This window comes from Lysinibacillus sp. NPDC096418, assembly GCF_044762775.1.
Classification (GTDB): Bacteria; Bacillota; Bacilli; order Bacillales_A; family Planococcaceae; genus Lysinibacillus.
On sequence record NZ_JBIWEY010000013.1, the window covers coordinates 68,315 to 80,914 of the forward strand.

The 12,600-nt window shown below is 37.4% G+C and carries 15 protein-coding genes; 6 read left to right on the plus strand and 9 right to left on the minus strand.

Features of this window, described 5'->3' with window-relative positions; all coding sequences use genetic code 11:
• Positions 1 to 6 precede the first annotated feature (6 nt).
• The gene (locus ACIQZG_RS12105) at positions 7 to 969 is read right to left on the minus strand and encodes a peptidylprolyl isomerase (protein ID WP_402755438.1); all 963 of its coding nucleotides are present in this window, start codon (positions 967 to 969) and stop codon (positions 7 to 9) included.
• 144 nt (positions 970 to 1,113) lie between these two features.
• On the opposite strand from ACIQZG_RS12105, the gene ACIQZG_RS12110 reads away from it, so the two are divergent.
• The gene (locus ACIQZG_RS12110; protein WP_402755439.1) at positions 1,114 to 1,233 is read left to right on the plus strand and encodes a YjcZ family sporulation protein; all 120 of its coding nucleotides are present in this window, start codon (positions 1,114 to 1,116) and stop codon (positions 1,231 to 1,233) included.
• 60 nt (positions 1,234 to 1,293) lie between these two features.
• Here ACIQZG_RS12110 and ACIQZG_RS12115 read toward each other — a convergent pair whose 3' ends face one another.
• From ACIQZG_RS12115 to ACIQZG_RS12140, 6 genes are all read right to left on the minus strand, one after another.
• Positions 1,294 to 1,479, minus strand: coding sequence for a hypothetical protein (locus tag ACIQZG_RS12115; RefSeq protein ID WP_402755440.1), 186 nt, complete (start codon positions 1,477 to 1,479; stop codon positions 1,294 to 1,296).
• Between the two features lie 71 nt (positions 1,480 to 1,550).
• Positions 1,551 to 2,096, minus strand: a complete 546-nt coding sequence (locus ACIQZG_RS12120; RefSeq protein ID WP_402755441.1) for a DUF3267 domain-containing protein — start codon at positions 2,094 to 2,096, stop codon at positions 1,551 to 1,553.
• Positions 2,097 to 2,299: 203 nt separating this feature from the next.
• Positions 2,300 to 2,860: an HTH-type transcriptional regulator Hpr gene (locus ACIQZG_RS12125; protein ID WP_402755442.1), complete on the minus strand. Its 561-nt coding sequence runs from the start codon at positions 2,858 to 2,860 to the stop codon at positions 2,300 to 2,302.
• A 166-nt stretch (positions 2,861 to 3,026) separates the two neighbouring features.
• On the minus strand, positions 3,027 to 3,413 hold the full coding sequence (locus ACIQZG_RS12130; RefSeq protein WP_402755443.1) for a YtxH domain-containing protein: 387 nt from the start codon (positions 3,411 to 3,413) through the stop codon (positions 3,027 to 3,029).
• A gap of 123 nt (positions 3,414 to 3,536) precedes the next feature.
• Positions 3,537 to 4,070, minus strand: coding sequence for a tryptophan transporter (locus ACIQZG_RS12135; protein WP_402755444.1), 534 nt, complete (start codon positions 4,068 to 4,070; stop codon positions 3,537 to 3,539).
• Positions 4,071 to 4,196: 126 nt separating this feature from the next.
• Complete coding sequence (locus tag ACIQZG_RS12140; protein ID WP_402755445.1) at positions 4,197 to 4,610, minus strand: HIT family protein; 414 nt, start codon at positions 4,608 to 4,610, stop codon at positions 4,197 to 4,199.
• Between the two features lie 151 nt (positions 4,611 to 4,761).
• Between ACIQZG_RS12140 and ACIQZG_RS12145 the strand changes: the two genes are divergently transcribed.
• Together ACIQZG_RS12145 and ACIQZG_RS12150 are read left to right on the plus strand one after the other, a co-directional pair.
• On the plus strand, positions 4,762 to 5,502 hold the full coding sequence (locus tag ACIQZG_RS12145; protein WP_402755446.1) for an ABC transporter ATP-binding protein: 741 nt from the start codon (positions 4,762 to 4,764) through the stop codon (positions 5,500 to 5,502).
• Positions 5,495 to 6,679: an ABC transporter permease gene (locus ACIQZG_RS12150; protein WP_402755447.1), complete on the plus strand. Its 1,185-nt coding sequence runs from the start codon at positions 5,495 to 5,497 to the stop codon at positions 6,677 to 6,679. The genes ACIQZG_RS12145 and ACIQZG_RS12150 overlap by 8 nt, the downstream gene beginning before the upstream one ends.
• 161 nt (positions 6,680 to 6,840) lie before the next feature.
• Here the strand turns inward: ACIQZG_RS12150 and ACIQZG_RS12155 are convergent, their stop codons facing one another.
• Positions 6,841 to 8,001 carry a M20 metallopeptidase family protein gene (locus ACIQZG_RS12155; protein WP_402755448.1) on the minus strand — a complete coding sequence of 387 codons (1,161 nt, stop codon included), beginning with the start codon at positions 7,999 to 8,001 and terminating at the stop codon, positions 6,841 to 6,843.
• 67 nt (positions 8,002 to 8,068) lie between these two features.
• Positions 8,069 to 8,590 (minus strand): antibiotic biosynthesis monooxygenase family protein, encoded by a 522-nt coding sequence (locus tag ACIQZG_RS12160; protein ID WP_402755449.1) that lies wholly within the window; start codon positions 8,588 to 8,590, stop codon positions 8,069 to 8,071.
• A gap of 440 nt (positions 8,591 to 9,030) precedes the next feature.
• Between ACIQZG_RS12160 and hemE the strand changes: the two genes are divergently transcribed.
• From hemE to hemY, 3 genes are all read left to right on the plus strand, one after another.
• Complete coding sequence (gene hemE, locus ACIQZG_RS12165) at positions 9,031 to 10,080, plus strand: uroporphyrinogen decarboxylase (RefSeq protein ID WP_402755450.1); 1,050 nt, start codon at positions 9,031 to 9,033, stop codon at positions 10,078 to 10,080.
• Between the two features lie 106 nt (positions 10,081 to 10,186).
• Positions 10,187 to 11,107 carry a ferrochelatase gene (hemH, locus tag ACIQZG_RS12170; protein WP_402755451.1) on the plus strand — a complete coding sequence of 307 codons (921 nt, stop codon included), beginning with the start codon at positions 10,187 to 10,189 and terminating at the stop codon, positions 11,105 to 11,107.
• A gap of 23 nt (positions 11,108 to 11,130) precedes the next feature.
• Entirely contained in the window at positions 11,131 to 12,555 is a 1,425-nt protein-coding gene (gene hemY, locus ACIQZG_RS12175) for a protoporphyrinogen oxidase (RefSeq protein ID WP_402755452.1), read from the plus strand.
• Positions 12,556 to 12,600: the final 45 nt, after the last annotated feature.

Genomic DNA, 12,600 nt, shown 5'->3' on the forward strand with positions numbered 1-12,600 from the left:
TTTAAACTATTTTTCCTCTTTATCTTCTTTATCAGCCTTTTCAGCCTCTTCTTTATCAGCTTTTTCAGCAGCAGCTGCTTCTTCTTCATTTGTTGTTGTTAGGTAATCTATAGCCTCTTTTAGATCTTTATCAGATGTTTTTAAGTTTGCATCTTTAGCTAATTTTGCAACGATATCTCTAAGAAGTACTTGAGATTCACCAGTTTTCAATAATTTTTCAACCATATTTTCGCGAATTGCATCTTCTTCTTTTTCAAATTTACCAATATCTTTTACATCACGTTTATCAGTGATTTCGATGACATGATAGCCGTAGCTCGATTGTACAGGTTCGCTTAATGTGTTTAATTCAAGCTTATAGGCAGCATCGTTGAATTCGTCAACCATCGCACCTACTGTGAACCAACCAAGCTCGCCACCTTTTTCTGCAGAACCAGGATCAGATGAGTATTCTTTGGCAACATCTGCGAATGAAGCGCCACCTTTAATTTTTTCGATAGCTTCTTTAGCAGTCGCTTCATCTTCAACTAAAATGTGGCGACCGTTTAATTCTGTTTTCATTTGTTCGTAATATTTTTTTACATCTTCTTCTTTAATAGCTTGGTCTTTTAATGCTTTTTTCTGTAATAGTTCCAAAGGTAAGAAGTCACTTTTGAACGTTTCCACAGTAAGCCCTTGTTGTAAGATCGCTGCTTTTAAGTTATCTTCACCACCGAAACTTTCAACATAAGCATCGTATCCTGCTTTGATATCTTTATCAGTTACTTTATATTTGTTAGCAAGAACCTTCTCTGTTACCATTTGCTGTATTATGGAAGGACCGACTAAGCTTTTTGCCGTTTCAGTAAAATCGGCAACTGAAATATCTCCTACTTTAGAAGTAACTAAAGCTTTATCTTCAGCGCTACTACAAGCACCAAGCGCTAAAACAGATGCAGCTAGTGTTAATGATAAGACTGTCTTTTTCATATTGGATATTCTCTCCTAACTCTCATTTCTTGCAATTTTTACTATAACATAAACGATAAAAAAACAAAATGGTTCCCCCTTGGGTATCGCCTAAACTTCAAAATCCTAGACGCATAGGATAGAGAAAAGAAGGGGGGTGAGGTTATGAGCAGTGGTGGATATGGCGGCGGCGGCGGCGGCGGCTACGGTTCAGGCTCAGGCTTTGCTTTAATCGTTGTGTTATTTATTTTATTAATTATCGTTGGTGCAGCATTCCTGTACTAATTTAGACGATAAAAAGCTAAGGATATCGATATCCTTAGCTTTCTCCTATAAATGGAACAATTATACCGCAAATAAAATTTCTACATAAAAAGAAACAAGTAAAATCGTAATAAGTATATTTATTGTTCGGAATATTTTTGGCTGGTTTTCTTCGGGAATTTCACGTCGCATGCACAGTGCATAGGTCATGCGATTAATTTGAAATAAATAGAATACCGAGAATAGAACTACGATTGTTAATAGCAAGTCTATTCCTCCCCTCTTTCAGTACTTATAAGCATATCAAAAATGGTAAACAAAATACAAGCACAAGTAGCTCAACTAATAGTTGGTGGTACTAAAATTTCGTAGCCTTTTGGCGTTTCTTCGATTTGCGCGTCTTTTGGTGATCTCCATAAGTATTTCACATAAAGTATATCTATTAAACATAGGCCACAATGATAAGCTAATAGTAGTGTTCCATAATGTGTATAGGCAGGGAGCATCAAAGTCCCTAAAAATATAAGTGCATTTAAGAAGATAAAAGGCGTTAATAATGCGAAAATATAGCGATTTTTAGCTATTGGTTCACGTAGACGCATATGAAATACAGGGATAAAGTAAAATTGAATACGTACACGTAATGTAAGATGCTGACGCAAATCGTAAAGTGCCATATAGTGTATAAATTTATGAATTGGATAGAGAGCCAATACTGTTATGACAAACAGCCATAAGAAGCGATCTGTAAAATATTCGTCATGCGTTAGATTAAGCAATACATAAGATGTTGAAAAGACGGATAAAAAAATACTGACACCTAATAAAATTATGCGTGTTGTGCCGTATTGGTGTTGGATGTTTAATATTTTCCAGCAATGCATAGTATGTCAACTCCCATAAAGGCAATGTATTATACTAATGTAGAGTGATTTATATAAAAATGCAAGAATAGAAGTTATCTCTAAAGCAGTTGAGAAAACTTCTTTTTTATTTGGAAGTGTGTTTCGAGTTAGTCTTGATACTATTTCATAATAAAAGCTGTCCAGTAAGTACATAGCTAGTGGACAGCTTATTTTATATATTATTATCCTTTTACGGGTGATCGTTGTTCAAGTGTGTCAAAGGAATCACGGAAGTGTTGGAATGAACGCTCGAAAATATCGATAAAATCTTCTCCGTAAATGTTACGGATAACTGCCATAACATCTAGAAATTCTGGGAATCGTCCATATAAGTCTTTTAAAGCTAACGAACCTTCTAGTACAGAATGATAAGAATTATGATAATTGCTGTTCATTTCAATGATGAGATCAGTGCCAGATTCTGTTAACTCTACATAAGTATTACGTTTGTCATCATCACGCTTAGAAAATTTTAATAAACCACGTTCTTCTAACTTTTTTGAGAAGTTGAAGGCTGTTGAAACATGCATGACGCCGAATTTAGCCACATCAGAAATAGAAGCACCTTTTAAATGATAAGAAATCCATAAAATGTGGTGTTCATTAATGTTTAAATCGTAGGGTTTTATCCATTGTTGCCAATCTTTTTCAACAGCTTTCCATAACGCTTTTGACAATTGTGCAATTCTTTGACTATAAAGCATTGCTTCTTTTTGAGTGTATAATTCCTCTGACAAAGCCATCACCTACTGCTTTCTTTAACATTTTAGAAATATTATAGCAATAAAGGAAAAAAGTTTAAAGTTAGAAAAATTGAAAAAATGAAACGTGAGTGAAATTTATTCATATTTTTATATTTTTTAATAATAATACGATGCACAGCTGCATGTATAAGGTATTTAAGATTATTTATTTTTCCTGGCTTTTTTTCTTTTTGTCAGTGTATTGTGCGATGTTTTTCTCTATTACGCCGATTGAATTCTGTAACGCTTCAATTTCTTGTTGTAAGTTGTTTTTTGTCGGTTCGATTTCTGCAGAAAAGGTATTAATTGACTGTTTGAGGTCATTTATTATTTGAGGTATATTATTTTTTGCCTCATTTGTAAGCGTATTCACAGAGTCTTTGACATTGTTTACTTGCAATTTTACGTCTTGAAATTTTCCTTTTGTGCTATCAGTAGTCGATTTTAAAGTAGCACGTAGTTGTTGCCCTGATTGTGGCGTTGAAAAAAGAATAGCGATTGTTCCACCAACGATTCCAGCTGTTAATCCGATTAAAAATGGTTTTGCTTTCATGATGAATGCCCTCATTTCTGTATTTGTTGTATTATCTACTATTAAACCATGAAATGTCCATTTACAAAACGAAAAAAGAAGCTGACCGAGTGATTTTACATCACGGGTCAGCTTCTTGAATGTTTAAGCTTGTGAAATGGCTGTGCTGAATTTAGATCGTTTCACTAATTTTGTGACAATCGGATAAATAATCACGAAAGCTACAACGTTAAATGCGACTGCTGGTAATACAACACCTACGAATAAAACGGCGAATGTTGAACCGACGTTTGCATTAAATACAAATAGTGCAACTGATAGAAAAACACTACCAGATAAAATTGTCCCTAAACCAACCAATACAGCTGATACTGCAACATTGCTCACAACTTTTTTCAGCACAACAACCGCTGCTAAAAATACAAAGCCAGTCACAGCTTTATCAATAATATTTGGTGTTAGTCCTGCTGGGAATGTTGTAAACAAACCTGATAACACACCTGTAACTAATGAAAGTAAGAACGTTTCCTTTACCGTAGGGAATAGTAAAATTCCGATAAACATCATTGTTAACATAAAGTCTGGTTTCATACCATTCACCATACCTGGCGTGACCACATAAAGTGCAGCGCCGACACCTACTAAAAGTGCCATTAAAACTAAATTTTTCGTATTCATTTCTCATCTCTCCTCGACTCATCTGTCTAATCTTGTCGTCTCCTAACGTGTCCTCGTGACCGTTAGCGAAACTTAACTGTGATTGTACGCTAAAACGTGTAGATTTGCAATATAGTATTCTGAAAATTAAAGGTGAGCTTTAATGCTGTTAGCTACATCAACTAACTGTTCGGCAGTGTAACTTTGTGTTTGCCAATTTAAAGCTAGTCCTTCTTTTTCATCGTAGCGCGGAATAAAATGTAAGTGGTAGTGGAAAACAGTTTGTCCTGCTGCTTCACCATTATTATTAATTGTATTCATGCCGATTGGATTGAATGCAGCTTTAATGGCATTTGCTACTTTTGGTGCTGCTGCATATAAATTGCGCGCTACATCTTCTGGCATTTCGAAAAGATCTTTGCAATGATGTTTAGGAATTAATAATGTGTGACCTTTTGCGACAGGTGAAATGTCTGTGAAGGCATATACATGGTCGTCTTCATAAACTTTTGTACTTGGAATTGATCCATCAATAATTTTGCAAAATAGGCAATCGCTCATAGTAAAATCCCCCTTATTTATATAGGTAAGCTATTCATAAATGAGGGTAATGGGTCCCCATTTATGGAAGTTTCACTTTATTTTATCATACTCATAACTGAATCATTGGCTAATTTTTGATAAAATAAAACTAAGAAGAGGAGTGAATGGCATGGCGGTATTAGAAGTTCAACAGGTAACAGGTGGTTATACTAGAAAGCCAGTTATTAAGGATTTATCGTTTACGATTGGAAAAGGGGAGCTAGTCGGACTAATTGGTCTCAATGGTGCAGGGAAAAGTACGACGATTAAACATATTATTGGAACGATGCTGCCAAAAGAAGGAGACATTCGTTTAAACGGTGTTACGCTAAAAGAAAATATGGACAAGTATCGTACAGCGTTTTCGTACATACCGGAAACGCCCGTATTATATGATGAATTGACACTTCGTGAGCATTTACAATTAACAGCAATGGCTTATGGATTGGATGAGGCAACGCTTGCCGCTCGTTCTGAAATATTATTAAAAGAATTTCGTATGGAAAAACGCTTAAATTGGTTTCCTTCTCATTTTTCTAAAGGGATGCGTCAAAAGGTGATGATTATGTGCGCATTTTTAGTAAATCCAAGTCTTTATATTATTGATGAGCCATTTGTCGGTTTGGACCCACTGGGCATTCAATCTTTACTTGATCAAATGGATGAAAAGAAAAAAGAAGGCGCCTCTATCTTAATGTCGACGCATATTTTATCAACGGCAGAGAAGCATTGTGATCGTATTATTTTATTGCATGAGGGGCGTGTGCGTGCGCAAGGTACGATGGCGGACCTTCGTATAGCTTTCAAGATGCCTAGTGCTACATTAGACGATTTATATATTGCGATGACGAAGGAGCAGGACAATGAATAACTTGCGTGATGTGTGGTCTTCGCGCTTCGTGCACTATATCAGTGAAGTGCAAAAGTATATGCAGTTTATCTTTACAGGGCATATTGCGATTGTACTCGTGTTTCTAGTTGGTGCAGGGGGCTATCAATATAGTGAATGGCTAAAGGTAGTGTCTACTGATTTTCCAGCACAGACACTCATTGCAGTAATTGTTGGAATTATTTTAGCATTTAGTCGCCCAACGACTTTACTGCGCGAGCCGGACCAAGTGTATTTATTGCCATTAGAGTCGAAAATGCCGCAATATTTTAAAAAGGCACTTGCTTGGACGTTTTGGTCACAGGTATGGTTAGTAGCGATTGTTTACATTATAAGTATTCCATTGTTAAAGGCTGTTACAGCTTTAACTACTTTTGATATTTGGACAATGCTCGTCTTGATTTTGGTGCTGAAATATTTGAGTGTACAAGGGGAATTTAGTTATCGTTATAGTGCACGTGGTCACTTTATCTGGGGAGACAGATTTATACGTGCCATTATATTTGCGCTTACAGTGTATATGGGGCTACAAGCACAACTGATTTTAGCAATTGTGCTGACCGTAATTGCCTGTGTTTATGTAGTAGTGTTTCGTAAGAAGTGTGATGGTGAACCGGTTCCATATGAGCATTTTGTGAAGCTCGAACAAAATCGTATGATGAGCTTTTATCGTTTTGCTAATTATTTTACAGATGTACCGCATTTGCATGGTAGCATCCGTCATCGTAGTTGGCTTGATTGGCTATATAAATTTGTGCCGTATTCGAAGGGGAATGCACAGAAATATTTAGTATTCCGTACATTTATCCGCACAGATGATCACTTTTACTTATGGGTACGTTTAACGGCTATTTCAGCTGTTATTGTGGCATTCGTTGATATTCCTTTTTTGGCATGGGGTATGGCGGCAGCATTAAGTTTCGCAACAACTATTCAATTAAAGCAAGCGCTATTATCAGGTGGAGATTTCCGTATGGACATGCTATATCCACAACCTGAAAATGCGCGAAAGAAAGCTGTACAGCAAATCGTCCGTCTTGCGATGATAGTTCAAGCTATTATTGTAGGGCTGTGTGGTATTATGCAGCCGATGTTCTTTATTACTATTCTCGTAATTATTATCGTGAGTGAATTGACTGCAAAGATCACTAAGTCATGAGCTAATAGATAAGAGGGTGATAGCTCGGGTAGGACATAGGAGCGCTCAAGTATCAGCTGTTATCGCTCAGATAGTCCAACGTAACGCTCATGTGTGACATTTATTAAATAAAATAAAGCTCATTTTTACCAAATATACTGGTGAAAATGAGCTTTTAATATTTAATCTACTAACTGATAGTCAAGGGCGGCCGTTAACAACACTTTAGCTGCAACGAGCATGCCTTTTTCATCTATATCAAACTCAGGATGATGGTGAGGAGCATAATTTTTTGGTGCAGCACCAGTATAGAAAAAGGTACCTGGCTTTTCCTCTAAGTAATAAGAAAAGTCCTCACCGCCCATTGTTGGTTCCATTTCAAACGCATCACAAATACCCTGTGCAACATCGCGTACAAATAATGTTTCTTTTTCATGATTGACAATAGCTGGATAGCCACGTCGATAGTCTAGTTCAATTGTGCAATCATGGGCTATTTCAGTTCCTTGAATGATACGTTTGAATTCGCGTTCAATTGTGGCGCGTACATCCTTATTGAAAGTGCGTACGGTACCATTTAAGTATGCTGAATCTGCAATAATATTATCGGCATTTTGTGCAACGAAAGAACCGATAGTTACTACTGCTGATTCTGTTGGTGCCACACGACGAGCCACAAGTTGCTGAAGATTCATGACAAGCTGTGAGCCGATTACGATAGCGTCTTTTGTTTGATGAGGTTGTGCACCGTGACCACCTTTACCTTGAATTTTCATGTCAAAGCTATCTACAGCAGCCATCATTGGCCCAACACGGTAGCCAACTCTACCAGTTGGGTGGTTGGAAGATAAGTGTGTGCCAAATATCGCATCGACACCCTGTAAAGCTCCAGCCTTCACCATACCAATAGCACCGCCCGGGTCAGTCTCCTCTGCATGTTGATGTATTAGTACATAGTTACCCACTAGTTCATCACGCATTTCCCATAATAATTTACCGATGATTAACAAAGTGGCAGTATGACCATCATGACCACAAGCATGCATAACGCCGGGCACAGTTGATTTATAAGGTACGTTTTTTGCGTCTTGGATAGGTAATGCATCAAAATCGGCACGTAAGGCAATTGTTTTACCAGGCTTATTTCCATTAATACGTGCGATAAGACCATAGCCACTAACGTTTTCTTCTATAGGGACGCCCAGTTCTTTATAAAAATTTGCTATGTACGTTGCTGTTTCCTTTTCTTGAAAACTAAGCTCAGGATGCATATGAAGATGGCGCCGGATTTTTTGCATTGCTTCAAAATGGGCATCTACCTTTTTAAGTAACAATGGGTTCAATGTAAGGACTCCTTTGTGTTAATAGTATAAGACAAGTCCCGCTTAGACATAAAGGGGACTTGTTAAATTATTCCTCTTCTTCTTTTTTTGCAACAGTATAAGTCGATACGTAGGAAGCAGCAGAGAAAATATTTTGTTGGCGTATGCCTGATGTAGTTGTTTCTTTACGATCAGTGTGAGCAGTTTTAAAGGCTTGCGAACGTTTCCATGCTTCAAATGAATGAGGACCATTCCATTGCGTTAAAACAATATAGGTATCACCGTTTAATGGACGGAGCAATCGGAAGGCGATAAAGCCAGGTTCATTTTCAACGGTCCCTTCACGATTTAAAAAGCGGTGTTCAAACACAGGACGACCTTCATCGGTTACAGGAATATTGTTTAACACAAAGAAGCCTCGATTTTCTAAATCATTTGTGGACTCTAGCACTTCAAATTTACGAGGTGTCGCAAATACAGATTTACCCTCGGTTTCATGAATGAGTACAGAGTTTCCATCACCATGGATTAAAATCATATGCTCTTTTGGATATTTATTTTTTACTCGTTCCATAAATTCAGCTGTTCCTGAAGTTAAATAAATATGCATATTAACGTCCTCCTTTTCAGTTATGCCTCGGCGGTATTGTACCTGCCACTTCGCTTTCGGTACAAAAAACATCTGTTGCTGATGCTTCGCTTACGCACAAAAGATATCTGTGACATTCGCCGGAGGCTTTATCTTCATTCAGCCTATGTTTGGAAGTCCGCTGAAAAAAAGCTTAAACTGCATTCATCTCATTTCTTACTTAAAGATGGAAGCTTTGCTGAATGGAGATAAATATTTACAATACAATGATTATATCCATTTAAATTCATGTCTAACGCTTTGTCAAAAAAGAAGGATAGTAGAAAGAACAAATTTATGACATTTCATTAGGAAAACTATACAATAGTTAAGGAAGCGTTTACTATTGAAAACGGATATCAATAATTAGAGGTAAATGATTAAAAAATTGGTTAATTTTAACCGAGGGGAAGGAAATGTTCATGACAACATTTAATGATACACTTCTGCGTGCTGCACGTGGAGAACGAACAGAACATACACCAGTCTGGTATATGCGCCAAGCAGGACGTTCACAACCAGAATATCGTGAAATAAAAGAAAAATACTCTTTAGAGGAAATTACACACCAACCTGAACTTTGTGCGTATGTCACACGTTTACCAGTTGAAAATTATAATGTAGATGCAGCAATTCTGTATAAAGACATTGTGACGCCACTACCTGGTATCGGCATTGACGTGAAAATTAAAGCTGGTATTGGTCCTGTTATTTCAAATCCAATTCGTACAGTAGCAGATGTCGAAAAATTAGGGGAGTTTAATGCGAAAGAGCATACTCCGTTTGTTTTAGACACAATTAAACTATTAACAGAAGAGCAGCTAAATGTGCCATTAATCGGTTTTGCTGGAGCACCATTTACACTTGCAAGCTATATGATTGAAGGCGGTCCTTCTAAAAATTATAATAAAACAAAATCATTTATGGTATCAGAACCACAAGCTTGGTTTGCGTTGATGGACAAGCTTGCAGATATGATTATTGCAGATGTCACAGCTCAAGTTAAAGCGGGTGCGAAAGCTATCCAAATTTTCGATTCATGGGTAGGCGCATTAAGCGTTGAGGATTACCGAGTATTCATTAAGCCAATTATGACGCGTATTTTCGGAGAATTGAAAAAAGAAAATGTGCCACTTATTCAATTCGGTGTAGGCGCAAGTCATCTAGTGAATGAATGGCATGACTTACCACTCGACGTTGTCGGCTTAGATTGGCGTTTACCAATAAGAGAAGCGCGTGCAAAAGGCATTACAAAGCCAGTGCAAGGTAACTTAGATCCAGCTCTATTGCTTGCAGATTGGTCAATTATTGAAAAACGTACGAAGGATATTATTGACCAAGGTTTAGAGGTTCCTGGTCATATTTTTAATCTAGGTCACGGTGTATTCCCTGAAGTAGACCCAGATGTATTAAAACGTTTAACGTCACTTATTCACGAATACAGTGCACAGCAAATAAAAGCACAATCATAAAAAACAAACAAATTGCGCGTAATTTGCGCAATTTGTTTTTGTCACAATATTTACAAAAAATGCACGTGAATTAGAGTTTAATTATTATTGTAGAGGTGAAAGGTTAATGAAAGAAGTTAAAGGTTTATTAGTAATGGCTTATGGAACACCATACAAAGAAGAAGACATCGAACGATACTACACACATATTCGTCATGGACGAAAACCTTCAGATGAGCATCTAGAAGATTTACGTAGCCGTTATGAGGCAATCGGCGGCTTATCGCCTCTTGCAGCAGCAACAAAAGCACAAGCCGAAGCTCTTTGCGCACGTCTAAATGAAGTTCAAGATGAAGTGGAATATAAATTATTCATTGGCTTAAAACATATTGAACCATTCATTGAGGATGCTGTAGAAGAAATGGTAGCAGCAGGTATTAAAGAAGCGGTTTCTATTGTATTAGCGCCTCATTTCTCAACATTCTCTATTAAATCTTATAATGGCCGTGCAGCAGAAGCAGCGGGAGACCGTCTTGCTGTTACTTCTGTGGAATCATGGTATGACCAACCGAAGTTCATTCAATATTGGCAAGAAAAAGTGAATGAAACTTTTAATGCAATGTCACCTGAAGAACGTGAAAAAGCATGCTTGATCGTGTCAAATCACTCATTACCAGTGAAAGTAAAAGAAATGGGTGATCCATACGAAGATCAATTAATTGAAACGGCTCGTCTTATTCAAGAAGCAACGGGCGTAAAAAATGTAGAAGTTGGCTGGCAATCAGCAGGACAAACACCAGAGCCTTGGTTTGGTCCAGATGTACAAGATTTAACACGTGATTTATATGAACAAAAAGGTTATCGTTCATTTGTTTATACACCAGTAGGTTTTGTTACAGAACATTTAGAAGTTCTATACGACAACGATTATGAATGTAAGGTTGTTTGTGATGAGTTAGGGGCAAACTACTATCGTCCAGCGATGCCAAACACGCACCCGTTATTTATCGATGCAATGGTGGATGCTATTCATAAAAAACTAAGCTAAGCGAAAAGAAAGTGATGATGTAGGTGACTCAGAAAAGACGAAAGGTAGTTGTTGTGGGTGGCGGTATAACTGGCCTAACAGCTGCTTTCTATATGCAAAAGGAAGCACGTGCAAAAGAATTGCCGGTAGATATCGTACTTGTCGAGTCGTCACTACGTCTTGGCGGTAAAATCCAAACAATGCGAAAAGATGGGTTTATTATTGAACGTGGGCCGGAATCTTTCTTTGATCGTCATAATGATGTGTATGCGTTGGCAAAGGATTTAGGCATTGAGAATGAATTAATTACAAGTAATGCAGGACCAACCTATATTGCAGTAGGTAGTCAATTATATCCAATTCCGGGTAGCCTTATGTCAGGAGAAGCTCCGCATATCTCGCCATTTATAACATCAGGATTGTTTTCACTTAGTGGGAAAATTCGTGCTGCTGGGGATATTGTACTTCCTCGTTCTGCACAAAATGACGACCAATCTTTAGGTGGATTTTTTAGAAGAAGATTTGGCACAGAGGTTGTTGAAAATCTAGTAGAACCTTTACTTGCAGGAACTTTTGCTGGGGATATTGAGCAGATGAGTATGTATTCAACGTTCCCACAGTTATTTGATTTAGAGCAGAAACATCGTAGTTTACTTGTAGGGATGAAAAAGTCTGGAGCAAACTTTTTAAGTAACGATCGAGTTGTAAAAGATAAAGGGGTTTTCCAAACTTTTTCGAATGGGCTTGAAACAATTGTCGAAAAACTCGAAGAATCTCTACTTCCAGGGACAGTGTTGAAAGGTGTCAAAGTAGAAGAGATTGAACGTGGTAAGGACAATACTGTGCAAGTTATATTTAATAATTTTACACAAATAAAAGCTGATGCTGTTATCGTTGCTACACCATTTAACGTTACACAGCAGATATTTAGTAAACAGAATCTATTAACCGAGTTGAAAACGATGAAGGCAGCTTCTATTGCTACAGTGACAATGGCCTTTAAAAAGGAACAATTAGGCGACTTAGATGCACTTTCGTTTTTCGTCTCTCGAAACAGTGATTTTACAATTACTTCATGTACATGGAGCAATCGTAAATGGCCTAACACGACGCCTGTTGATTATGTACTTTTACGCAGTTACATTGGCCGTGTTGGAGATGAAGCAATCGTTGCGTTATCTGATTCAGAGATTGAAAAGACAGTATTACAAGATTTGAAGAAAACAATTGGTGTGGATGGGGCGCCGGTAGAAACAATAGTCTCGCGTTGGAAAAATGCAATGCCCCAATATACAGTTGGACATGAAGAAAAAATTGCTCGTGTGAAGCAAGAATTGCAAGAACACTTTCCGACGGTGAAGTTGTCAGGGAGTTCATATGAAGGAATATCTATTCCGGAGTGCGTAAAGCAAGGGCAAACAGTTGCTTATGAAATATTGAGCGAGTTATTTGAGCCAGATTCTATATAAAACAGTTTATCCCTATTTTTAATTTAATAATGAATCAAGATAAGT